Annotated in this window: 22 protein-coding genes and 1 pseudogene; 17 read left to right on the top strand and 6 right to left on the bottom strand. The window is 72.6% G+C overall.

The window, feature by feature from the left end; translation table 11 throughout:
* Window positions 1-21: 21 nt before the first annotated feature.
* Window positions 22-450 carry a MerR family transcriptional regulator gene (locus tag AB0I79_RS45090; RefSeq protein ID WP_357886971.1) on the top strand — a complete coding sequence of 143 codons (429 nt, stop codon included), beginning with the start codon at window positions 22-24 and terminating at the stop codon, window positions 448-450.
* Between the two features lie 3 nt (window positions 451-453).
* Here the strand turns inward: AB0I79_RS45090 and AB0I79_RS45085 are convergent, their stop codons facing one another.
* From AB0I79_RS45085 to AB0I79_RS45075, 3 genes are all read right to left on the bottom strand, one after another.
* A complete protein-coding gene (locus tag AB0I79_RS45085; protein ID WP_357886968.1) occupies window positions 454-795 on the bottom strand; it encodes a TraR/DksA C4-type zinc finger protein in 342 nt (113 codons plus the stop codon).
* Between the two features lie 171 nt (window positions 796-966).
* Window positions 967-1,194, bottom strand: a complete 228-nt coding sequence (locus AB0I79_RS45080; RefSeq protein ID WP_357886965.1) for a hypothetical protein — start codon at window positions 1,192-1,194, stop codon at window positions 967-969.
* Between the two features lie 209 nt (window positions 1,195-1,403).
* On the bottom strand, window positions 1,404-2,501 hold the full coding sequence (locus tag AB0I79_RS45075) for an aldo/keto reductase (protein WP_357886962.1): 1,098 nt from the start codon (window positions 2,499-2,501) through the stop codon (window positions 1,404-1,406).
* An 86-nt stretch (window positions 2,502-2,587) separates the two neighbouring features.
* On the opposite strand from AB0I79_RS45075, the gene AB0I79_RS45070 reads away from it, so the two are divergent.
* Window positions 2,588-3,220, top strand: coding sequence for a TetR/AcrR family transcriptional regulator (locus AB0I79_RS45070; protein WP_357886959.1), 633 nt, complete (start codon window positions 2,588-2,590; stop codon window positions 3,218-3,220).
* On the opposite strand, the gene AB0I79_RS45065 is transcribed toward AB0I79_RS45070, so the two are convergent.
* Window positions 3,187-4,383 carry a cytochrome P450 gene (locus AB0I79_RS45065; protein WP_357886956.1) on the bottom strand — a complete coding sequence of 399 codons (1,197 nt, stop codon included), beginning with the start codon at window positions 4,381-4,383 and terminating at the stop codon, window positions 3,187-3,189. The two genes, AB0I79_RS45070 and AB0I79_RS45065, sit on opposite strands and share 34 nt — an antisense overlap.
* Window positions 4,384-4,532: 149 nt before the next feature.
* Here AB0I79_RS45065 and AB0I79_RS45060 point away from each other — a divergent pair, with 149 nt between their 5' ends.
* Window positions 4,533-5,330 carry a class I SAM-dependent methyltransferase gene (locus tag AB0I79_RS45060; RefSeq protein WP_357886953.1) on the top strand — a complete coding sequence of 266 codons (798 nt, stop codon included), beginning with the start codon at window positions 4,533-4,535 and terminating at the stop codon, window positions 5,328-5,330.
* A gap of 437 nt (window positions 5,331-5,767) precedes the next feature.
* On the opposite strand, the gene AB0I79_RS45055 is transcribed toward AB0I79_RS45060, so the two are convergent.
* Window positions 5,768-6,766, bottom strand: a complete 999-nt coding sequence (locus AB0I79_RS45055; protein WP_357886950.1) for a glycoside hydrolase family 11 protein — start codon at window positions 6,764-6,766, stop codon at window positions 5,768-5,770.
* Between the two features lie 299 nt (window positions 6,767-7,065).
* Between AB0I79_RS45055 and AB0I79_RS45050 the strand changes: the two genes are divergently transcribed.
* The 13 genes and pseudogenes from AB0I79_RS45050 (at window position 7,066) to AB0I79_RS44990 (ending at window position 19,735) form a co-directional block, all read left to right on the top strand.
* Window positions 7,066-7,662: a WHG domain-containing protein gene (locus AB0I79_RS45050; RefSeq protein WP_357886948.1), complete on the top strand. Its 597-nt coding sequence runs from the start codon at window positions 7,066-7,068 to the stop codon at window positions 7,660-7,662.
* Window positions 7,659-8,489 (top strand): alpha/beta hydrolase, encoded by an 831-nt coding sequence (locus AB0I79_RS45045; RefSeq protein ID WP_357886945.1) that lies wholly within the window; start codon window positions 7,659-7,661, stop codon window positions 8,487-8,489. The genes AB0I79_RS45050 and AB0I79_RS45045 overlap by 4 nt, the downstream gene beginning before the upstream one ends.
* A 103-nt stretch (window positions 8,490-8,592) precedes the next feature.
* The gene (locus AB0I79_RS45040) at window positions 8,593-10,212 is read left to right on the top strand and encodes a TIGR04028 family ABC transporter substrate-binding protein (protein WP_357886943.1); all 1,620 of its coding nucleotides are present in this window, start codon (window positions 8,593-8,595) and stop codon (window positions 10,210-10,212) included.
* Window positions 10,209-11,141, top strand: a complete 933-nt coding sequence (locus tag AB0I79_RS45035; protein WP_357886940.1) for an ABC transporter permease — start codon at window positions 10,209-10,211, stop codon at window positions 11,139-11,141. The genes AB0I79_RS45040 and AB0I79_RS45035 overlap by 4 nt, the downstream gene beginning before the upstream one ends.
* Window positions 11,138-12,031, top strand: a complete 894-nt coding sequence (locus AB0I79_RS45030) for an ABC transporter permease (RefSeq protein ID WP_357886937.1) — start codon at window positions 11,138-11,140, stop codon at window positions 12,029-12,031. Before AB0I79_RS45035 ends, AB0I79_RS45030 begins: the two co-directional genes overlap by 4 nt.
* Window positions 12,028-13,575 carry an ABC transporter ATP-binding protein gene (locus AB0I79_RS45025; protein ID WP_357886934.1) on the top strand — a complete coding sequence of 516 codons (1,548 nt, stop codon included), beginning with the start codon at window positions 12,028-12,030 and terminating at the stop codon, window positions 13,573-13,575. Before AB0I79_RS45030 ends, AB0I79_RS45025 begins: the two co-directional genes overlap by 4 nt.
* The gene (locus tag AB0I79_RS45020; RefSeq protein WP_357886931.1) at window positions 13,572-14,576 is read left to right on the top strand and encodes a putative FMN-dependent luciferase-like monooxygenase; all 1,005 of its coding nucleotides are present in this window, start codon (window positions 13,572-13,574) and stop codon (window positions 14,574-14,576) included. Before AB0I79_RS45025 ends, AB0I79_RS45020 begins: the two co-directional genes overlap by 4 nt.
* On the top strand, window positions 14,573-15,160 hold the full coding sequence (locus AB0I79_RS45015) for a CMD domain protein (RefSeq protein WP_357886928.1): 588 nt from the start codon (window positions 14,573-14,575) through the stop codon (window positions 15,158-15,160). Before AB0I79_RS45020 ends, AB0I79_RS45015 begins: the two co-directional genes overlap by 4 nt.
* 67 nt (window positions 15,161-15,227) lie before the next feature.
* Window positions 15,228-15,794 carry an alkylhydroperoxidase domain protein gene (locus tag AB0I79_RS45010; protein ID WP_357886925.1) on the top strand — a complete coding sequence of 189 codons (567 nt, stop codon included), beginning with the start codon at window positions 15,228-15,230 and terminating at the stop codon, window positions 15,792-15,794.
* A 289-nt stretch (window positions 15,795-16,083) separates the two neighbouring features.
* On the top strand, window positions 16,084-17,529 hold the full coding sequence (locus AB0I79_RS45005) for a glycoside hydrolase family 28 protein (RefSeq protein ID WP_357886922.1): 1,446 nt from the start codon (window positions 16,084-16,086) through the stop codon (window positions 17,527-17,529).
* Between the two features lie 208 nt (window positions 17,530-17,737).
* Entirely contained in the window at window positions 17,738-18,208 is a 471-nt protein-coding gene (locus AB0I79_RS45000; protein WP_357886919.1) for a DoxX family protein, read from the top strand.
* A 275-nt stretch (window positions 18,209-18,483) separates the two neighbouring features.
* Window positions 18,484-18,531, top strand: a pseudogene (locus AB0I79_RS44995) (carboxymuconolactone decarboxylase family protein); the annotation flags it as partial.
* A gap of 142 nt (window positions 18,532-18,673) precedes the next feature.
* Window positions 18,674-19,735: a hypothetical protein gene (locus tag AB0I79_RS44990; protein WP_357886916.1), complete on the top strand. Its 1,062-nt coding sequence runs from the start codon at window positions 18,674-18,676 to the stop codon at window positions 19,733-19,735.
* Window positions 19,736-19,750: 15 nt separating this feature from the next.
* Here AB0I79_RS44990 and AB0I79_RS44985 read toward each other — a convergent pair whose 3' ends face one another.
* Complete coding sequence (locus AB0I79_RS44985; RefSeq protein ID WP_357886913.1) at window positions 19,751-20,767, bottom strand: LacI family DNA-binding transcriptional regulator; 1,017 nt, start codon at window positions 20,765-20,767, stop codon at window positions 19,751-19,753.
* Between the two features lie 235 nt (window positions 20,768-21,002).
* Between AB0I79_RS44985 and AB0I79_RS44980 the strand changes: the two genes are divergently transcribed.
* Window positions 21,003-22,454 carry a Gfo/Idh/MocA family oxidoreductase gene (locus AB0I79_RS44980; RefSeq protein ID WP_357886911.1) on the top strand — a complete coding sequence of 484 codons (1,452 nt, stop codon included), beginning with the start codon at window positions 21,003-21,005 and terminating at the stop codon, window positions 22,452-22,454.
* Window positions 22,455-22,607: the final 153 nt, after the last annotated feature.

Here is a 22,607-nt window from a genome sequence, read left to right as displayed (position 1 = left end):
CGGCTGCAAGTTAATGTCAACATGAAGTCAACCGACTCGATGCGCATCGGCGAGCTGGCCGAACGGTTCGACCTGGCGCCGCACGTGCTGCGCCACTGGGAGGCCATGGGCCTGCTGACCCCCGCCACCCGGGTGAACGGCCGCCGCCGCTACACCCGCGACCACGTCGTACGGGTCATGACGATCATCCGGGCCAAGGGCGGCGGGATGAGCCTCGACCAGATCAGGGAGGTGCTCGGCGCGGCCGGCCGGGCCGAGCGCCGAGCACTCCTCGAACAGCATCACGCGGACCTCGAGCGGCGGCTCGGGGAGATCGCGGCGTCCAAGCGGCTGATCGAGCACCTCATGGAGTGCACCGCCGAGGACTTCACGCAGTGCCCGTCCTACCGGCGCATCATCGAGGGCGCCGCCGCCCTGCGGGACCTGCGCGAGGACGGATGCGTGATCTGACGGCTAGGCCGCCTCGAACCGGCGCTGGCAGCCGATGCAGTAGCGGGCCAGCGGGCGGATCTTGAGCCGTTCGAACGGGATGCCCGCCTCGCAGTGCCCGCAGCGGCCGTAGGCGCCGGTGGCCAGCCGGTCGAGGGCCTGGGTGAGCTCGGCGATCGCGCGGTCGGCGGTGGACAGGGAGACGAGCAGCTCCTGCCACGTGTCGTCCGCGCCGGTGCTCTGCCGCGCCTCGTCCTGCAGGCCGAGCAGGTGGCGGCTGCGCCGTTCGAGCTGCTCCTGCAGGTCCTGGCGGAGGGTCTGGAGCTGGACGGTGCTGAGGTGTGAGGCTCCGTGGGTGTCGGTCATGATGATAAAGATCCTTTTCGGGATGCGCACGCTGACGGGACGACCGGCCGGTCGTCATGGCTGGCCGCCCGGGAGCGCGCGCGGCCGCCTCGCCGAGGAGGCGGACACGCGCGGCGAGGCCCTACGGCACACGAACGGCCGTAGAGCTCCGGAGGTGGTGAAAGGCGGCGGCTAGATCAGCGGCGGGCTGCGTGGCCCCGTGGCGAGGTGGGCGAACTGCTGCGGATCGCGGATCGCGGCCTCGTCGTGGCCGGGCGACGGCAGCAGCGCCAGATGGCCGGCTTCGGCCTGCCGCTCGCCCCGCAGCGGCGGCCACAGCGACAGCACGTGGTGCTCGCGCACACTGGTGGCCTGTGGCGGCAGGCTGGAGAGCTCGGCGCCGGGTCGCCCAGGATCCACGCCGGCCCGTACGGCACGCCGGCCCGCAGGCCGGAGCCCCCGCTGCCGGAGCCCGATGAGGCGCCGACGAGCAGCAGGGACAGCAGGACCAGGCCCATCACGCCGGTGAACGCGATGGACCCTCGTGGTGTTCTCCACGGCCCCGTCATACGGGCGACCATAGCTCAGAACGTCACAAAGAGCACTCCAGTAATGACGCAGGGCGCGGGTCAGGCCGCCCAGTTCCGCACGGCGGGGACGTACCCGGCGGGCTTGTCGGCGACCTTGGCTCCCGGATTGACCAGCCAGCCCTGGTAGCCCGGGGTGAACATCCGGTACACCGACTCCGCGGGCACGTCGCTCGCCTCGTCGAGCCGGGCGCGCAGCTCGGCGGGCAGCTCGAAGTCGAGGGCGGACAGGTTGGCGTCGAGCTGCCCGACGCTGCTCGCCCCGATGATCGCCGAGGCCACGCCGGGCCGGGTGGCGACCCAGTTGAGCGCGACCTGGGCCATCGGCCTGCCGACCTCGGCGGCGACGTTCTCCAGAGCCGCCAGGAGCCGCCATTCCCTGTCCGTCCACGTGCGTCCCGCGCCGCCCGCGCCGCTCAGCCGGCCCTCGCCGGTCAGGCCCTGGTCGGCCTGGCGGTACTTGCCGGTGAGGAAGCCGCTGCCGAGCGGGCTCCACGCGGTGATGCCGAGGCCCAGGGTCTGCCCCATGGGGACGTGCTCGCGCTCGATCGCCCGGTCCACCAGGGAGTAGGGGAGTTGCAGGCTGACCAGCGGGGCGAGCGCGTGCGCCTCGGCCAGCGTCTGGGCGCGGGCCGCGTACCAGCTCGGCACGTCCGACAGGCCCGCGTACCGGATCTTGCCGGCCCTGGTGAGGTCGTCGAACGTGCGCATGACCTCCTCGACCGGGGTGATCCGGTCCCAGGTGTGCAGCAGGAACAGGTCGACGTGGTCGGTGCGCAGGCGGCGGAGGGACGCCTCGAGCGCCCTGATCATGTGCTTGCGGCCGTTGCCGCCGGCGTTCGGGTCGCCGGGGTCCACGCTGTTGGTGAACTTGGTGGTGAGCACCACCCGGTCGCGCACCCCGGCCTCGGCGACGAGGTTGCCGAGGATGGTCTCGCTCTCCCCGGCGGTGTAGAAGTCGGCGGTGTCGATGAAGTTGCCGCCGGCTTCGAGGTAGCGGCGGAAGATGGGGCGGGCCTCGTCCTCGGTCTTGCCGTACGCGGCGTGGAAGCCGCCGGTGCCGAAGTTCATCGTGCCGAGGGCGAGGCGGCTGACGCGCAGGCCGGAGCGGCCGAGCAGGAAGTACTGATCCATGGACATGCGGCCAGCTTGCGCCGCAGAAAATGGACCCGCAAGTCCAAAATTGGTAGGGTGGATCACGTAGTCCGATCGGGTGGAGGTCGATCATGCAGACGCTGACCCGCAAGGGAGCCGCCACGCGGCAGCGCATCCTCGAAGGCGCGGCCGAGCTCATCCGCGAGCACGGCGTGGCCGCCACGACCCTCGACGACGTGCTGTCGGCGACCTCGACCAGCAAGAGCCAGCTCTTCCACTACTTCCCCGGCGGGCGGGAGGAACTGCTGCTGGCCGTGGCGCGGTTCGAGGCCGGCAGGGTGCTGGAGGACCAGCGGCCGCAGCTCGACGAGCTCACCTCCTGGCCCGCCTGGGAAGCCTGGCGCGACAAGGTCGTCGACCGCTACCGGCGGCAGGGCCGCCTGTGCCCGCTCAACGCCGTCACCTCGCACCTGGGCGACCGCACGCCAGGGGCCCAGGCGGTGGTCACCGAGCTGATGGGGCGCTGGCAGGCCGAGATCGCCGCCGGCGTGCGGCACATGCAGGCCGCCGGCGAGATCGACCCCGGCCTCGACCCGGAACGGGCGGCCGCCGCGATCCTCGCCGGAATCCAGGGCGGCGTGCTGATCCAGATGTCCACCGGGCAGACCACCCACCTGGAGTCCGCCCTCGACCTGGGCATCGCCTATCTCAGGTCGAGCCGGGACCAGGCTCACCAGGTGACCGGGAGCCGCAGCGCGCCGTAGATGTCCAGGCCGCCGCGCAGCGGCACCTCCCCGGCGGGCACGGCCAGGCGCAGCGCCGGGAAGCGGCCGATCAGCGCGGGCAGCGCGACGCGCAGCTCGACCCGGGCGAGCTGCTGGCCCAGGCACTGGTGCGCGCCGTGGCCGAAGGCCAGGTGCCCCACGGCCTCCCGGCGCAGGTCGAGCCTGTCCGGGTCGGCGAACCTGGCCGGGTCGCGGTTGGCCGCCTGGACCGAGACGACGACCGTCTCCCCGGCCCTGACGAGCCGGCCGCCCAGCTCGACGTCCTCCAGCGCGGCCCGCTGGCCGGTGTGGGCGATGCTCAGGTAACGCAGCAGCTCCTCGACGGCCCGGTCGGCGAGCTCCGGCTCGTCGCGCAGGGCCGCGAGCTGGCCGGGGTGGCTCAGCAGGGCGAACGTGCCCAGCGCGATCATGTTCGCGGTGGTGTCGAGCCCGGCGCCGAGCAGGAAGGCGCCGATGCCCGCCAGCTCCTCGTCGTCGAGGTCGGTGCCGGTCAGGTCGCTGAGCAGGTCGTCGGTGGGGTGCGCGCGCTTGGCCCGCACCAGCCCGTGCAGGTACTCGCCCAGCGCGCCGAAGGCCGCGTACTGCTCCTCCGGGCTGTGGTCGCCGCCGGCCAGCACCGCGGCGTGCCGCTGGAACGTCTCGCGGTCGGCGTACGGGACCCCGAGCAGCTCGCAGATCATCAGCGCGGGCACCGGCTGGGCGAAGAGCCGCACCAGGTCCGCGGGCGGGCCGTGCTCGGCCATGACGTCGAGCTGCGCGGCGGTGATCTCCTGGACGCGCTCGGTGAGCAGGCTCATGCGGCGCACGGTGAACTTGCCGATCAGCAGCTTGCGGTAGCGGGTGTGCTCGGGAGCGTCGAGCCCGGTGAGGTCGCCGATCGGGGCCGGAGGCGTCTCGCCGAAGGTCACCCCCGGCAGCGGGTAGTGCATGAGCTCGGGCCGGGAGCTGAAGCGGGGGTCTCCCAGCACCGCGCGGGCCAGGGCGTGACCGGTGACCAGCCATCCCGCGTGCCCGTCGGGGAAGGTCAGCCGCCTGATCGGCGCCTGCTCCCGCACTCCGGCCAGCTCCGGCGGCGGGTCGAAGGGGCAGCCGGGGGTGCGGGTGAGGGGGAGCTCTGCCAGCGGCCGGTGGGTTTCGACCATGTTGAGTGGCCTCCATGAGGTGCACGGCGTTCTGAGGTCGAGAACACTGTACGCATAATGGAGGAGCGTGCGCAACCTTATGACGGCGTGCGCGCGGGAGTCCGATAATGGGGTGGCGGTCCCGGCGTGCGCGTGCCCACAGTGGCGGTATGCCGCAGAACACCTTCGACGCGCGAATCGCCGAGACCTACGAGGAGAAATGGCCCGAGCTGTTCGAGCCCGCGGTCGTCGACCCGGCGGTCGACTTCCTCTCAGGGCTGGCGGGCGCGGACGCCGGGCCGGCGGGCACGGGCGCAGCGCCGGCGGGCCCGGGCGCAACGCCTTCGGGCTCGGGCGCCGCGCTGGAGTTCGGCGTCGGCACCGGCCGCCTCGCCCTGCCGCTCAGCCGGCGGGGCGTCCGCGTGCACGGCATCGACCTGTCCACCGCCATGATCGCGCAGCTCCGGGCCAAGCCCGGCGCGGAGCACGTCGGCGTGACCGTCGGGGACTTCGCCACCACGCGGGTGGACGGCACGTTCGCCCTCGCCTACCTGGTACGCAACACGATCACCAACCTGACCACGCAGGACGAGCAGGTCGAGTGCTTCCGCAACGAGGCGGCGCACCTCGGCCCGGGCGGCTGCTTCGTCATCGAGGTGTACGTCCCGGAGCTGCGGCGGCTGCCGCCCGGCCAGACCGTCCACCCGTTCGCGGTGACACCGGCGCACCTGGGGTTCGAGGAGTACGACGTCGCCGCGCAGCTCGCCGTCTCCCACCACTACTGGACGGCGGGCGGGCAGGTCGAGATCTACTCCTCGACCCACCGTTACGTGTGGCCGGCCGAGCTGGACCTCATGGCGCGCCTGGCCGGGATGGCGTTGCACGAGCGCTGGGCGGGCTGGGGGCGCGAGCCGTTCACCGGCGAGAGCAGGAGCCACGTCTCGGTCTGGCGGAAGCCCGCCTCCTGAGGTTCAGCAGTGTTCGCCGGTGCCGCGTCTCCGGCCGCGTCGGCTGGGACACCCTCCACACGGGACGCAGCGTCTGATGCTCCAGAACCTCGAAGGCGGAGACGGACTCCCCGTCGCAGAGCGGGACGGCGAACCGGACCTGCCCATCGGCCGTCCGGCCGATCCCCACCGGCCTGGGGCACGATCGCCCAGCGGCACGCCGCACGCGGCGATCCCCACCGGCCTGGGGCACGATCGCCCAGCGGCCCGCCGCACGCGGCGATCTGCATCGCCAGGCCGAGGAGCACGGGCAGAGCCCGTAACCGTCGCCACCGGATCATGCTCATCACCCTTCGACCACCCGCTCGGCCACGGCCGGACCGCGCCTGCCATTCTGATCGCTCACGCGGTGTGGCGCGGCGGCAGGGGAGGTGCCGCCGCGCCAGGGGGCCCGAAGGTCAGCTAGCGCTGCAGGAGACCGTCGGCCAGGTGTAGTTGCCGTTGTGCTGGACTGTCACGCCCCAGTTGTTGCCGTTGCCGTTGGGTCTGGCGGTCAGCACCTGGGCGCTGGGATAGCTGGCGGTGACGTTCCAGGTGGCGATGATCTGTGCTGGGGAGGGCACGTTCATCGTGACGGTCCAGTTGCTGGAGCCGCTGACCGACACGTTGAGGTTGTAGCGGTCGCTCCACTGCTGGCCCGCGGAGAGCGTGGCGGTGCAACCCCCGCCGCCGCCACCGCCGCCGCCACCCCCGCCGCCTCCGCCGGAGGAGCCGCCGACCGTGATGTTGGAGCTGCCGCTGCTCTGGTAACCCTCGGTGGCGAGGATCTGGTAGTCATGGCTGCCCAGGCTCATGCCGTTGCGGGCCCAGGCGTCGAAGTGGTTGCCGGCCGTGATGGTGCCGCCGGTCTTCTTCGACTGGCGCACGCTCCAGTACTGGTTGAAGGTCCGGGTGCCCTCGATGGACGGGGCGTTGTAGCGCGTCGTCTGGTAGATGTCGTACGTTCCGCCGTCGCTGGTCACCGTGCCCTTGTACGTGCCGGTCGGCCGGTAGGTGCCCCAGTTGTCGACGATGTAGTACTCGACGAGCGGGTTCCTGGTCCACCCGTACAGGGTCAGGTAGGCGTTGCCCGAGGGGTTGAAGCTGCCCGAGTAGGTCACCGTCCTGCGCCCGCCGGGGTTCCAGCCCTTGCCGGCCACGAAGTTCCCGGTGTTGCGCCACGAGGTGCTGTAGTTGCCGCCGGATCCCAGCTCCATGGAGACCGTGCCCTGGCTGTCGGTCCAGAACGAGTAGAAGTAGCCGTTGTTGGTGCCGGTCTGGTTGGTGGTGATGGCGGCGTGCGCGACGCTGGGCAGCATCGCCACGGCCAGCGCCGCGACCACGGCGCAGGCCCGGCCTGCGAACCGCAGGATGCGGCCGCGTCTGCGGCTGTGCGGGGGGTGGGGTGCGTCGTTCATCTGCATGCTTCCTTCTCGTGAAGGCGGGCATCAACGAAACTATCGGAACGGTGGCGAAAGTATCGGCCGCGTTGTGCGGACTTGTCAATGACTCCGGTCAGACTGTGAGGGTACGCCCCGCCGGGAAGGGGTGGGATGCGCGAACTGGCCTGGTCGATGCGCCCGGGAACACCTGACCGATGCCTTGAAAATTTCAGCTACATGCCGAAACTTGTCGTCCCAGCAGACGGCCTTACTGGCTCATTGTGAAACCTAGGGGCATTAGGTATATCCTAATCAACCTAGGAAAGGTGGTGTGCATGGCACGGATGGGGCTCACGGCGGAGCGGGTGACGCTCGTCGGGGCTGAGCTGGCGGACGAGGTCGGGCTGGAGCACGTGACCATGTCGGCGGTGGCCCGCCGGCTCGGGGTGAAGGACGCCAGCCTGTACGCGCACGTCCGCAACCTCGACGACCTGCGAGGACGGATCGCGCTGCTGGCGGCGGACGAGAAGACCATCCGCATCGCGGAGGCCACCGCCGGCCGGTCGGGCAGGGAGGCGCTGGTGGCGTACGCGAACGCGTGGCGCGGCTACGCCCACGACCACCCGGGCCGCTACACCGCCACGCAGACCCCGATGGAGATCGATCCCGAGCTCGCGGCCCGGGCGGCGGGGCCGCGGCGCGCGATCGAGCTGACCTACAGCATGCTGCGCGCCTACCGGCTGGACGAGCCCGACCTGACCGACGCGGTCCGGCTGATGCGCAGCACGCTGCACGGCTTCGTCAGCCTCGAGGCCGCGGGCGGTTTCGCGCACTCGCGCCCGGCGCAGGCCACCTGGCTGCGCTGCCTCGACGCCCTGCACACCCTCCTGGAGCACTGGCCAGAACACGAACACGAAGGAGATCCGGCATGACCACCCCCACCATCGGCCACCTGCGCGCGCCCGGCGCGAACCTGCGCTACGAGGTGCGCGGCAGCGGCCCGCTCCTGCTGCTGATCCCCGGCGGCGCGGGGGGCGCCGCCGCGTTCGACGGCGTCGCGGCCGGCCTGGCAGACGAGTACACGGTCGTCTCCTACGATCCGCGCGGCCTGTCCCGCAGCCCGCTGGACGACCCCGAGGCCCGGCAGTCGGTCGAGCAGCACGCCGACGACGCGTTCCGGCTGCTGGAGCTGCTGTCGCCGGGCGCGCCCGCCCGCGTGGCCGGGTGCAGCTCGGGCGCCATCGTGGCGCTGCACCTGCTCGTCACCCACCCCGGGCGGGTCGAGCGCGTCGTGGCGCACGAGCCGCCGGTGGTCGAGGTGCTGCCGGACGCCGCCGAGCACCGCGCGCTGCTCGCCCGCGTCGAGGACACCTTCCGCAGGGAGGGGCTGATGCCCGCTGCGGCCGTGTTCGCGGCGGGCCTCAAGCGGCCCGGCGCCGAAGCCCCCGCCGCCACCGAGCTGCCGCCGCAGGCAGCGGCCCGGGCCGAGCGCACCATGGGGGACATGCCGTACTTCCTCGGGCGGATCGTCCCGAGCTTCATGGCCTACACCCCCGACGTGGATCGGCTGCGGGCCCTGTCGGACCGGCTCGTGCTCGCGGCGGGCGAGGAGTCGCGCGGCGAGCTGCCCTACCGCTCCGCCGCGTTCCTGGCCGAGCGGTTCGGCACGGAGCTCGTGCACTTCCCGGGCGGGCACGTGGGCCTGACCACGCACCCCGCCGAGTTCGGCGAGCTGCTCCGCAAGGTGCTGAGCGCCTAGTCCCCAGCTGCAGCCGCCACTCCACCCCTGCGGCTTGATTTTCTACTATTTAGGTAGGTTATGCTGGTTTAGCTTCCACGTGTTCATGAAAGGCAGTACCCCCATGTCTCCATCCAGACCGCTGCGCACCGTCGTCACGCTCACCCTCGTGGGCCTCCTCGGCGCCTGTGGCGGCGGGGGCGCTGCCGGGCCGGCGCCCGGCGACGGCAAGCCCGTGCTGGGCGGCACGCTGACCTACCTGGAGCATCAGCCGCCGACCTGCCTCTACCTGCCCGCCGCCGGCTTCTATCCCAACGGCGGCATCCTCAACCAGATCACCGACAAGCTGACCTGGCAGAACCCGCAGACGCTCGAGATCGAGCCGTGGATCGCCACCAAGTGGGAGATCAACGAGGACGCCACCGAGTACACCTTCCACCTGCGCGACGGCGTGACGTTCAGCGACGGCAGCCCGCTGGACGCCGACGCCGTCGCGGCCAACTTCGACGTGTACGGCCTCGGCGACGAGAAGCTCAAGCTGCCCGTCGCCGAGTTCGTCAACAACTACGAGCGCAGCGAGGTGATCGACCCGCTCACCGTGCGCTTCCACTTCGACCGGCCGTCGCCCGGCTTCCTGCAGGGCACCTCGGTGATCGGCGCCGGCCTGGTGTCGAAGAAGACGATCTCCCTGCCGTACGAGCAGCAGTGCCAGCTGAAGAACATCATCGGCTCCGGCCCCTTCACGCTCAAGAAGCAGATCCTCGACAAGGAGGTCGACCTCGTCGCCCGCAAGGACTACGACTGGGCGCCGCCGTCGTCGCAGCACCAGGGCCGCGCGTACCTCGACGAAATAAAGATCATCGTCACGCCGGAGGACAACGTGCGCGTCGGCGCGCTCACCTCGGGCCAGGCCGACATGGTGCGTTACGTGCAGGCCTACGACGAGCAGACCGTCAAGGACGCCGGCTTCCGGATCCACGCCGAGCCCACCCGCGGCGTGAACAACGGCCTGTACCTGCGGCCGGGCAACAGCCTGCTCAAGGACCCCGACGTACGCACCGCGCTGCGGCTCGGCACGAACGCCAGGGAGATCGTCGACACCCTGTTCACCGAGAGCTACCCGGTCGCCACCTCCGTGCTCAGCCACCTCGCCCAGGGGTACGTAGACCTGTCCAAGGAGCTCGCCCACGACCCGGCCAGGGCCGACGCGCTGCTCGACGCGGCAGGCTGGACACGCGGCGCCGACGGCATCCGCGCCAAGGACGGCAGGCGGCTCGAACTGGGCGTGTTCGTCTCCGGCCCCCAGCCGCTGTCGAAGCAGACCCTCGAACTCGTCGCCCAGCAGTGGACGAAGATCGGCGTCAAGCTGGAGATCCGCCCCGCCGACGCCGGCACCCAGGCCGTGGACATCAAGGACGCCGAGAAGACCGCCGTCCAGCACAGCATGGTCGGCCGCGCCGACCAGGACGTGATCAAGAGCCACTTCCACAGCGAGAACCGCGACGTCATCCTCTCCGACGACGAGAAGCTGGACCGGCTGCTGGAGGAGGAGTCCGCCGAGCCCGACACGGCCGCGCGCAACGCCAAGGTCGCCGAGATCCAGCGGTACGTGATCGAGCAGGGCTACGCGATCCCGCTGTTCGAGGAGCCCCAGGTGTACGGCGCCGCGCCGCACGTGCACGGCGTGGCCTTCGAGGCGGTCGCCCGGCCGTGGTTCTACTCGGTGTGGAAGTCGCAGCCGTGACCAGGTACCTGCTGTCGCGGGCCGGGCAGGCGGCGCTCGTGCTCTGGGCCGCCTTCACGGCGAGCTACGTGCTCCTGCAACTGCTGCCCGGCGACTCGATCCTGATCAAGTTCCAGAACCCGGAGCTCGGCCTGTCACCCCAGCAGATCGCCGAGATCCGCGCCTACTACGCCGGCGGCTCGCCCGTCGCCGACTACGTCCAGACCCTGCTCGGCTTCCTGACCGGCAGCCTCGGCTACTCCATCGACACCGGCGCCCCCGTGGTCGAACGGCTGGCGGAGGCGCTGCCCGAGACCGCCCGGCTGGCGTCGGCCGCGTTCCTGCTGGCGGTGCTGATCGCCGTGGTGATCGCGTTCGCGGCGAGTTACAGCACGACCTCCTGGCTGCGCGGGGCGCTGCTGTCGGTGCCGTCGCTGTTCGTCTCGGTGCCCGCGTTCTGGCTGGGCATCCTGCTGATCCAGGTCTTCTCGTTCCGGCTGGGGCTGGTGCCGGTGATCGGCGGGAGCGAGCTGCAGCAGCTCGTCCTGCCGGTGCTGACGCTGGCCGTGCCGATCTCGGCGCCGATCGCGCAGGTGCTCGCGCGCGCCATCGACCAGGTGTACGCGCAGCCGTTCGTGCCGGTGATCGCGGCCAGGGGCGCCACGCGCTGGTGGATCCTGTGGCGGCACGTGGCCCGCAACGCCGTGCTGCCGACGCTCACCGTGGCCGGGCTGACGTTCGGCGAGCTGATCGCGGGCTCGGTCGTGACCGAGACCGTCTTCGGCCGGGCCGGGATCGGCCGGCTCACCGAGCAGGCCGTCAACGCACAGGACACGCCGGTCATGCTCGCCGTCGTGGTGCTCGCTGCAGCCGTGTTCGTGCTGGTCAACCTGGTGGTGGACGTGCTGTTCCCGATCCTCGACCCGCGGCTGAAGGGAGCGGCGGCATGAGCGGCGCCCCGGCTCCGGCCGGAGGAGGCCAGGCCCGGGTGCGGCTCGGGCCGGCTCTGGCCAGGGTGGTGCCGGCCCTGGCCAGGGTGGTGCCCGGCCGCGTGCCGATCGGGCTGGTCCTGGCCTGGGCGGTCGTCGGGCTCGTGCTGCTCTGGGCGGCCGTGCCGGGCGCGTTCACCGCCTACGACCCGATCGCCGGCGTGCCCGCCGATAAGCTCCGGCCGCCGGGGGCGGAGCACCTGTTCGGCACCGACGCGGTCGGGCGGGACGTCTTCGCCCGGGTGGTGCACGGCTCGGTGCACTCGCTGTCCGGGGCGCTCGTCGCCGTCGGGGTCGGCCTGCTGCTCGGCACGCTGCTCGGCCTGCTGGCCGGCGCCGCGGGCGGGGTGGCGGACGCGGCGGTCATGCGGGTCGTGGACGTGCTGCTGTCGGTGCCCGGCCTGCTGCTGGCCCTGACCGTGATCATCCTGCTCGGCCCCGGCACGGTGAACGTGGCGATCGCGGTCGGCGTCGGCTCGGTGGCGGCCTTCGCCCGGCTGGCCCGCGCCGAGGTCGTACGGGTGCGCCGCACCGACTACGTGGAGGCCGCGTTCGGCAGCGGCGGCCGGTACCCCGCCGTGTTGTGGCGCCACGTGCTGCCCAACTCCCTCGGCCCCGTCATCGCGCTGGCCGCCCTGCAGTTCGGCGCGGCCATCCTGGCCATCTCGACGCTCGGCTTCCTCGGCTACGGCGCCGAACCGCCCACCCCCGAGTGGGGGCTGCTCATCGCCGAAGGACGCAACTACCTGGCCACCTCGTGGTGGCTGACCACGCTGCCCGGCGCCGTCGTGGTCGCCGTGGTGCTGGCCGCCGGACGCATCAGCCGCTCGATCGGAAGGGAACGCGCATGAGCCTGCTGGAGGTGCGCGACCTCGCGGTCTCGTACGACGGCCGCCGCGCGCTGCACGGCGTGTCCTTCTCGGTCGAGCCGGGCGAGGTCGTGGCCGTCGTCGGCGAGTCCGGGTCGGGCAAGTCCACCACGGCCCACGCCCTCATCGGCCTGCTGCCGGGCAACGCCACCCTGGACGCGGGCCGGATCCTGTTCGGCGAGGCCGACCTGGCCGGGTGGTCGCAGCGCCGCCTGCGTTCCGTACGCGGCAGCCGGATCGGCCTGATCCCGCAGGACCCGGCGAACTCCCTGGACCCGGTCAAGACCATCGGCGCCCAGCTCGGCGAGGTGCTGCGGATCCACGGCGAGCGCGACCGCCGCACGATCCGCGCCCGGGTCCTCGACCTGCTGGCCCGCGTCGGCCTGCCCGACCCGCAGACGCGGGCCCGCCAGTACCCGCACGAGCTGTCGGGCGGCATGCGCCAGCGCGTGCTCATCGCCGCCGCGATCGCCCTGCGACCGCGCCTGATCATCGCCGACGAGCCCACCAGTGCCCTGGACGTCACCGTGCAGCGGCGCGTCCTCGACCTCATCGACGACCTGCGGGCCGAGTACGGCACCGCCGTCCTGCTGGTGACCCACGACCTGGGCGTCGCCGCCGGCCGCTCGGACCGCCTGGTCGTGATGAGGGACGGCCGCGTCGTGGAGCAGGGCCCGACGCCCGCGGTGCTGGCCGCGCCCCAGGAGGGCTACACCGAGCGGCTGCTGAGCGACGCCCCCGCGCTGTCGGAGCGGCCCTTCCGCGACCCTCCCGCCGGCGAGCCCGCCATTGTGGTGCGCGACCTGGTCAAGGAGTTCCGCGTGCGGCGCCGCCCGTTCCGCGCCGTGGACGGCGTGCGCTTCGAGGTGACCCGCGGCACCACGCACGCGCTCGTCGGCGAGTCCGGCTCGGGCAAGACCACCACGGCCAGGATGGTCGCGCGGTTCGCCACCCCCACGTCGGGAACGGTCAGCATCGCAGGGGCACCGGACGGCCGCCGCTTCCGCCGTCACGTGCAGCTCGTCTACCAGAACCCGTACGGGTCGCTCGACCCTCGCCAGTCCATCGGAGAGATCATCGAGGAGCCGCTGCGCAACTTCGGGCTCGGTGACCGCCAGGCGCGCCGGGCCCGTGTCGCCGACCTGCTGGAGCGAGTGGCGCTGCCGGGCGAGGTACGCGGCCGCCGCCCCCGCGAGCTGTCCGGCGGGCAGCGGCAGCGGGTGGCCATCGCCCGCGCGCTGGCCGTCGAGCCCGAGGTGCTCGTGCTCGACGAGGCGGTCTCGGCACTCGACGTCACCGTGCAGGCGCAGATCCTCGACCTGCTCGAACGGCTCCAGCGCGAGCTGGGCCTGACCTACCTGTTCATCTCGCACGATCTGGCCGTGGTGCGCCAGATCTCCCACACCGTCTCCGTCATGAGCAAAGGACGCATCGTGGAAACCGGAACCACCCGCCAGGTCTTCAGCGACCCCCGGCACGACTACACCCGCGAGCTGCTGGCCGCGATCCCGGAGCGGGTGCGATGAGGCCTCCCATCAGGCTGGGCTTCTTCACCCGCCTGCTCGACGACGTCCCTCCGGGCGAGCGTTACCGGCTGGCCGCCGAGCAGATCCGGCACGCCGAGGCGTACGGGTTCGACACCGCGTGGGTGGCGCAGCACCACTTCGACGGCGAGGAGGGCGGGCTGCCCGCGCCCCTGGTGTTCCTCGCCCACGTCGCGGCCCGCACCGAGCGCATCAGGCTCGGCACCGGCATCATCACGCTGCCGCTGGAGCAGCCGCTGCGGGTGGCGGAGGACACCGCCGTGCTCGACCTGCTGACCGGCGGCCGGCTGGAGGTGGGCGTGGGCGGCGGCGGCACGCCGTCGGCGTTCGCGCCCTTCGGGCACGACCCCGCCGACCGCGCGGCCCTGTACGCCGAGCACCTGTGGGTGCTGCGGCGCGCCTGGGCGGGCGAGGACCTCGGCGGCGGCAGCCGGCTCTACCCGCCCGCGCCCCGGCTGCTCGACGCCGTGTGGGAGGCCACGTTCTCGGTCGCCGGCGGGGCCAGGGCCGGGCGGGCGGGCCACGGGCTGATGCTGTCGCGCACCCAGCCGCGGCCCGCCGAGCACCCGCAGGCCACGCTGGCGGACCTGCAGCTCCCCATCGTCGAGGCCTACCACGAGAGCCTGCCGCCCGGTGCCGCGCCGCGGATCATGGCGTCGCGGACCGCGTTCGTGGCCGACAGCCGCGCCGAGGCGCTGCGGCACGCCGAGATCGGCCTCGGCCGGCGCACCCTGCCCTTCGAGCTGCCCGGAAGCGACCTCGACAGCCGGATCACCGCCTACGACGTGCACCTGGGCACGCCGCAGGACGTCATCGAGAGCCTGAGTGCCGACCCCACCCTGCAGTGGGCGACCGACCTGGTCTTCCAGGTCCACTCGGTCGACCCGCCGCACCCCCTGGTCCTGCGCTCCATCGAGTTGCTGGCGACCGAGGTCGCGCCCGCGTTCGGCCGGCGTCCCATCACGGAATCGAGCAAGAAATGATCACTGACGTCATCGACCACCTGGCCGGGATCGCCCCCGGCTCCTCCCTCGACCGGCTGCGCGACCGGCGCCCCGACGCCCGCGAGCACGCCCAGCGCAGCTACGACGCGCTCTTCACCCCCGACGACGAGGGCGAGGTCACGCTCGTCGAGCGCGACGCGGTCGCGGCCTTCGTCACCGGCCTGCACCAGGACCTCACGGTCGCCGGCTTCTACGCCGGCCGCCTCGCCGAGCTCTCGCCCGGCCTGCTCAAGGCCGTCGAGGCCGAGATCGAGGCCGGCCGCGCCACCGGGCCCTACGGCGTGTACGCGGGCGCCCTGGCGGCGGAGAGCGAGGAGGGGCCGCGTTACCGGGTGAGCGACCCGGCCGCGCTCGGGGTCCGGCTCGCCGCCGCGTTCGAGCACGCGCACCTGCTCGTGTTCCGGCCGCGCGAGGCGGGCAGGGACGCGCTGGCGGCGCTGGGCCGCGCGGGCTGGAGCGAGACGGGGATCGTCACGCTGTCGCAGCTCGTCGCGTTCCTCAGCTTCCAGGTACGGGTGATCACCGGCCTGCGGCTGCTCAACCAGGAAGGGGTCACGGCATGACCGGCCGCACCACGCGGAAGGGGCATCGGGGCTTGATCGGCTGCACCACGCGGAAGGGCATCGGGGCATGACCGGCTTCACCACGGAGCGGCTCGGCTGGCGGCCGTGGCTCGCGCCCCTGACGGAGGAGGAGCTGACCGACGCGCACCACGAGGCGCTGGTGGACAGGGCCCGCGCCGCCTCCCCGTACTTCCTGCTGCTCGCGCGCGACCCCGACATCCTGCACGCCCGCACCAAGACCGACCAGGACATCTTCTACAACCCCGACGGCGGCCTGCCGCGCGCCGAACGCGAGCTGGCCGCCACCGCCACCTCCCGCCACAACGGCTGCGTCTTCTGCGCCTCGGTGCACGCGCGCTTCGCCGATCACTACTCCAAGCGGCCCGCCGACGTGCGCCGCCTGCTGGACGAGGGGGTGCGCGCGCGGCAGGACGACCGCTGGCGGGCGATCATCGACGCCGCCGTGGCGCTGGCCGACACCCCGTCCCGGCTCGGCGCGGAGCACATCGCGGCGCTGCGTGCGGCCGGGCTCGACGACCTGGCGATCAGCGACGCCGTGCACGCCGGCGCGTTCTTCGGCTGGGCGAACCGGCTGATGCTCTCGCTCGGCGAGCCCACGCGGGAGGAGAGGTGAAGCACCCCCGGCCCTCGCGGCGCACCCCGCCGCGCATCCCCGCCCCGCCGCGCTCCGGCGCGACCTGGCCGCGCTCGGCGTCCGGCTCGACGTCGCCGAGGGGCCGGAGCCGGCGTTGCGCGCCGTCATCGGCACCCCGAGGGGGCAGGTGATCCTGCGCTGACCGGATCCTGCAAGCGGTTGCACCCCGGATCCTGGGGTGATGTGCTCCTTTCGTCTGGATCAGTGCAAGGGGTTGACATAGCATCCGGGGTGTCCGGCGCAGGTACCGGCGAGGGAGGGCCAGTCCATGCCGAAGCGTTCCCGAGATCATTCCTGGAGCCGCCGTGACGCCATGCGCGCCATGGCCGCGTCCGCCGCCGTGTCGGCCTTCGCCGTGCCGATGGGCCTCGACGCGCCGGCCGCGCAGGCGTTATCCGACCCGTGGGCGCGGGCCAACCGCATCGCGGCGAAGGTGCGCGGGCCGAGGTTCCCGCACCGGCGCTTCGATGTCCGGAAATATGGTGCCGTAGGGGATGGGGTGACGGACTGCACGGCCGCCATCCGTACCGCGATCGGGGCCTGTCACGCGGCGGGCGGCGGGCACGTGGACGTGCCCGAAGGGCGGTTCCTGACCGGTGCCGTACACCTGCTGAGCAACGTGGACCTGCACGTGGCCGAGGGCGCCACGCTGCTGTTCAGCACCGACCCCAAGGCGTACCTGCCGCTGGTGCTGACCAGGTTCGAGGGCGTCGAGCTGCTCAACTACTCGCCGCTGATCTACGCCTACGGGCAGCGCGACATCGCGGTGACCGGGGCCGGTGTGCTCGACGGGCAGGCCGGCGACGACCACTGGTGGCCGTGGAAGGGCTCAGGAGACCACGGCTGGGAGCCGGGGGAGCCGCGCCAGGCCGAGGCCAGGGCGGCCCTGTTCGCCCAGGCCGAGCGGGGCGTGCCGGTCGAGAGGCGGGTGTACGGCGAGGGCGGCTACCTGCGCCCGTCCTTCGTCCAGCCCTACCGCTGCCGGAACGTGCTCATCGAGGGCGTCACCATCGTCAACTCGCCGATGTGGGAGATCCACCCCACGCTGTCGGAGAACGTGCTCGTGCGCGGCGTCACCGTCCGCACCCACGGCCCGAACAACGACGGCTGCAACCCCGAGTCCAGCCGGATGGTGGTGATCCGGGACTGCACCTTCGACACCGGCGACGACTGCATCGCGATCAAGTCGGGCCGCAACGCCGACGGCCGCCGCGTCAACGTGCCGAGCGAGCACATCCTGGTCGAGGGCTGCACGTTCCGGGAGGGGCACGGCGGCATGACGGTCGGCAGCGAGATGTCGGGCGGCGTGCGCGAGGTCTTCATCAGGGACTGCACGATGTCCAGCCCGAACCTCGACATCGCGCTGCGCTTCAAGACCAACTCCGTGCGGGGCGGCTTCGTCGAGGGCTTCCACGCCAGGAACCTGGAGATCGGCCAGGTCGGCGGCTCGGTCATCGACATCAACTTCAACTACGAGGAGGGGCCGGGGCACGGCTTCAACCCCGTGGTGGGCGGGATCGACGTGCGCGACATGACCGTCCGGACCGCAAACCGGGCGCTCAACCTGCGCGGATACGCCGACGCGCCGATCCGCGGCGTCAGGCTGGCCGACGTGGACTTCGGCGCCATCGCGACGCCGAGCGTCGTCGAGCACGTCGAGAACCTCGTCCTCGAGAACGTCCTGGCGAACGGCGAACCGCTGATCATCCCCTGAACGACCGTGATACCACCGCCGGCGTACGCACCGACCTGGAGATCGCCTCCCCCTAGGGCGAACCCCTGAGGCCTCCGGCAGTACGTGCGGACCCCGGTGTACGTGCTACGACGTACCCCAGGTGTCTCCCCCGGCCCGACGCTCCCGGCCGCCGAGTTCGCGAGTCTGAACGCAGACAGAAACGACATCCTCGACGAGGGAGCACGACATGACCGCCACCATCGAGACCATGATCTCCAGACTGTCCGGCTGGCTGGCCCGGCACAGCATCGACGTCCTCCGGGTCAGCCTCGGGCTGGTCTTCGTGGCCTTCGGCACGCTCAAGTTCTTCCCGGGGGTGAGCCCGGCGGAGGCGCTGTCGGTGGCCACGCTGGAGAAGCTGTCCCTCGGCCTGCTGTCGGGTTACGCGGCGCAGGCCGTGATCGCCGCGATGGAGGTCTTCATCGGCCTCACCCTGGTGACCGGCAAGCTGCTGAAGACCGGGCTGGTGGTGATGACGGGCGCGCTGGCGGGCTTCTTCGCGCCGTACGTGTTCTTCTTCACGAACCTGTTCCCGGGCGCGCCGACGCTCGAGGCGCAGTACATCTTCAAGGACATCGTCCTGGCGGCGGCGGCCATGGTGATCGGCGCCCGCGCCCTCGGCGCCCGCCTGGTCCCGGCCCGGGACCGGATGGCGTGAACGGGACAGGACGCGGACGGCCGACGGGGCCCGACCCCGGCGGCCGTCCGCCGTTTCCGCGGCACTCCCGGCCGGCGCCTCACCCCGCGTCCGGCAGGTCCGCGTCCGGCAGGTCCGCGTCCGCCAGGTCCATCGACGCGAGCGGGGCAGGATCGACCACGGCCATGATGCGGGCGATCCGGCCGCCGGCGACGGTGAAGGCCAGGACCGACTGCGGGGTGCCGTCCTCGCGCAGGGCGATCCACGCGGGTGGTGTGGATCCGCTCCTGCTCGGGCTGATCCACCTGCGGGTCAGCCAGCTCAACGGCTGCAGCCCGTGCGTGTACGCCGGGATCCACGCGGCGAAGAAGCAGGGGGAGACCGACGAGCGGCCGCACAGCGTGCCCGGGCCTGGCCTGCCAGGCCATGCCCCGGACGTCGCTGCCGTGCCGGCGGCGCGTGTAGCTCCTCGTAAACTACTCGTCCGTGCTCGACATCAAAGGCGCGATCGGGACCGCCTCCTTGGCCGCGATCCTCGGCTCGTGGGTGCTGACCGGCTGCGCTCAGTTCGCGGAGCCGGCCTCGCTGCCCCCGGCCACGGTGTACGAGCACGCCGAAGCGGCCGAGAACTCGGCGGCCGTGCCCATCCCCGCCGGCGGCGCGGCCGCAGCCCTCACCCGGCCGTTGACGGACGCAGGATGGTTCTGCGCGCAGGCCCGGAGCAACGCGGACGGCCGGGTCCTGTGGTGCCGGATCGCTCACCTCGACGACACGGACACCGTGCACCCCCAGGTCGCGCAGTTCCTGCTGGACCACGACGATCGGCTCGCCTGGGCGTGGTTCCCGCCCGCCGGGCAGGGCACGTACCAGCAGGGGGAAGACCCTCAGGTCGCGGACGCCGCGGCACCCGCGCTCGCCGCCGTCTGGCCCGGCGCCGGTGACCGCGTACGGCGGGAGATCGACGACTTCGCCCGCGACCTCGGCGACCCGATGGTGAGACGCAGCGACGAGATCCCCGCGACCGCGTGGCGTGACGAGCACGCGGACTACCGCTTCTCCGACCTCCACGGCCTGCTCGTGACCGCCAGGGACGTCTCCGTGCGGCGCTGGCCGCTCGGCGCCGAGCACTACGCGACCACGATGAGCTCCGCCGTGGACGACCTCCGGGCCGGCGGATACGACTGCTTCTACCCGCCTCAGAAGTCGTGCACCCGCGTGCGGTCGAACGGCTACTTCGACGTGACGCTCCGCGACGACCAGATCGTGTCGGCGCGGTTCGGCATCGGGAGCCTGATCGAGTCGGGGCGGCAGCGGCATCCACTGGCCGAGGAGTTCCCGCACGGGCTGACCTTCCTGGCCGAGGCGGTACGCCGTCCGGTCACCGAGCGCATCGAGCAGGCCCGCCGGTCGGGAACGAGCTTCGCCGGCATCGTGGCCGGGACGATCGTGATCATCGACGCGAGGCGGGGCGCCGCCGACGGAGACGATCTCGTGGCGTACCTCGACATCCAGATCGGCGCACCGCTGGCCGCGACTGTGCCCGTCTGAGCGCGGCGGCCTCGCTCAGCGCGCCCGCTCGGGAGCCGGCCCGGTCGACTCGCGCCAGATCACCTGGGTGATCGGCTCGTCCTCCTCGGGCGCGGGCTCGCCGCGGAGCGCGGCCAGCAGCCGGGCCAGCACGCGACGCCCCAGCCTCTCGTGATCGACGTCGACGGTCGTGAGCGACGGCGGGAGGAACGCGGTCACGGGGTTGTTGTCCCACCCCGTGACGCTCAGGTCCTCCGGCACCTTCCAGCCGCGCTCCCAAGCCCCCCGCATCGCCCCCGCGGCCACCAGGTCGTTGGCGCCGATGACCGCGGTGACGCCGCTGCCGGGCGGCAGGCCCAGCACCGCCTGCCGTGCCGCCTCCGCCGACCAGGCGCAGTCGGCGACCCCGTGGGACTCCAGCCCCAGCCGGCCGAGGGTGTCGAGATAGACCTGCCTGCGCTGGCGCGCCGAAGCGTGCGCGTAGTCGCCCGCCACGTGCAGGAACCGCCGGTGCCCGTACGCGGCCAGGCCCTCGACGATCTCGGCCATGTGCGAGGCGTCCGCGAGCTCCCCGACCCCGCGCATGCGGTCGTCGTAGTCGGGGGAGACGACGATCGGCACGCTCCCCGGGCGCTGGGTGGGGAGCGACATCCGGGTCAGCGACAGGATGCCCTCGAACAGTCCGGAATCGGACAGTTCGAGGGCGCGCTGCGACCACGTCTGCGGGGCTCCGCCGAGCGTGACGACCTCGACCACGTAGCCCGCCTCGTGGGCCGCCGCGGTGGCGCCGGCCAGCAGCTCCAGGGCGCTGACGGCGGTGCCCGCGGGCAGGAGCATCGCCAGCCGGCCGGTGCGGCGGTTGCGCATGGCGCGGGCGACGAGGTTGGGACGGTAGTCGAGCTGCTCGATCGCCGTCCGGATGCGCTCGCTGGTCGCCGGCTTCATGCCGTCGCCGTTGAACTTGAGGAAGCGCGACACCGTCTGGTGGGAGACGCCGGCGAGCCTCGCGACCTCCATGATGGTCGGCCGCTTCGCCGCCGCTGCCTTGCTCACGTGGTGCTCCTCGCTCGGCCGGTACGCGGGTTCAGCGTACCGGCGGTCCGGGAAGTGTTCGTTCACCCGGCACCTGTCATGAACGTTCACTTTCACTGCCCGGCTCTCGGCCGGGGGGAAAGGCCACCCTTCTTGACCCTCGGCGTGTTCGTTCACTAGCGTGCTGGGATGAACGTTCACTTTAACCCCGCTCACCCGTGACGAGCGACGCCCGTCCCCAGCGAGAAGGACCTTCGTGACCCACCCCGTGGATCAGAACCCCACCGCCCCCGCCCCCGCGTCCCACATCAGCACCGAGCCGGGCGCCGGTGTGGTGCCGCAGTTCGCCGCCCCGCCCCCGTCGCGCGCCCGCCGCCGTTACGCGGTGGCCGGCACCGGGCACCGGGCCGGCATGTACGTCGCCGCGCTGACCGGCGAGCACGCCGACGTGGGCGAGCTCGTCGCCTGGCTGGACCCGAACCCGGCCCGCATCGACTACTACGACGCCCAGGTGGGCGCCGAGCTGGGCCTCGGCGGCCCCGCCGGCCTGCCCCGTCACGCCCCCGACGGCCTGGAGCGGATGGTCGCCGAGCAGCGCGTGGACGTCGTGATCGTCACCAGCCTGGACCGCACCCACGCCGAGCTGGTCGACCGGGCGCTGCGGGCCGGCGCGGACGTCGTGGTGGAGAAGCCCCTGACGATCGACGCGGACGGCTGCCGGCGCATCACCAGTGCCGTCGCCGACACCGGCCGCGACGTCGTGATGACGTTCAACTACCGCTACGCGCCCCGCAACTCCACGCTGCGCCAGGTCATCGCCTCCGGCACGATCGGCGAGGTGACCAGCGTGCACTTCGAGTGGGCGCTGGACACCGTGCACGGCGCCGACTACTTCCGCCGCTGGCACCGCGACAAGGCCAACTCGGGCGGCCTCCTGATCCACAAGGCCAGCCACCACTTCGACCTGGTCAACTGGTGGCTCGGCGACACCCCTGCCAGGGTCTACGCCTCCGGGGCGCTGCGCTTCTACGGCGACAAGAACGCCGCCGAGCGCGGCATGGGCGAGCGGCCCGAACGCGGCACCGGCGCCCACGGCGACCCGTTCTCCCTCGACCTGCGCGCCGACCCCCGCCTGGACGCCCTCTACCTGCAGGCCGAGCAGCACGACGGCTACCGCCGCGACCAGGACCCGTTCGCGCCGGGCATCACGATCGAGGACAACATGGCGGTCCTCGTCGACTACCGCCGGGGCGCGCGGCTGAGCTACTCGCTCAACGCGCACAGCCCGTGGGAGGGCTACCGCGTCACGGTCAACGGCACCGCAGGCCGCGCCGAGCTGGAGGTCGTCGAGCGCGGCTTCATCGAGCTCGACGCCGACGGCAACGCCGTCCTCGACCCGTCGGCCACCCCGCTCGGGGCGCACGACCCCCTGCGCCCCGAGGGTGAGCGCCTCATCGTCCAGCGGCACTGGCAGCGGCCCGAGGAGGTCCCGATCCCCGCCGGCATCGGCGGCCACGGCGGCGGCGACGCCATCCTCCTCAAGGACGTCTTCCGCCGCGACCTGCGCATCGGCCCCGACCCCCTCGCGCGGGCCGCTGACTACCGCGACGGCCTGCGGGCGGTCGCCGTCGGCATCGCCGCCAACCAGTCGCTCCTCACCGGCGGGCCCGTCGCCGTCGACGAGCTCGGTCTCGGCGCGGACCTCTGACGCCGGCCCGCGCCTGGCAGCGGCCCCCGCGGTCAGGCGCCGGCCGTGCGCCACGCGGGCCGTGCGCCACGCGGGCCGTGCGCCACGCGGGCCGTGCGCCACGCGGGCCGTGCGCCACGCGGGCCGTGCGCCACGCGGGCCGTGCGCCACGCG

The organism is Nonomuraea sp. NPDC050202 (assembly GCF_040656115.1).
Classification (GTDB): Bacteria; Actinomycetota; Actinomycetes; order Streptosporangiales; family Streptosporangiaceae; genus Nonomuraea.
Note: the sequence above shows the minus strand (reverse complement) of the source record. Positions and strands in the feature narration are given on the sequence as shown.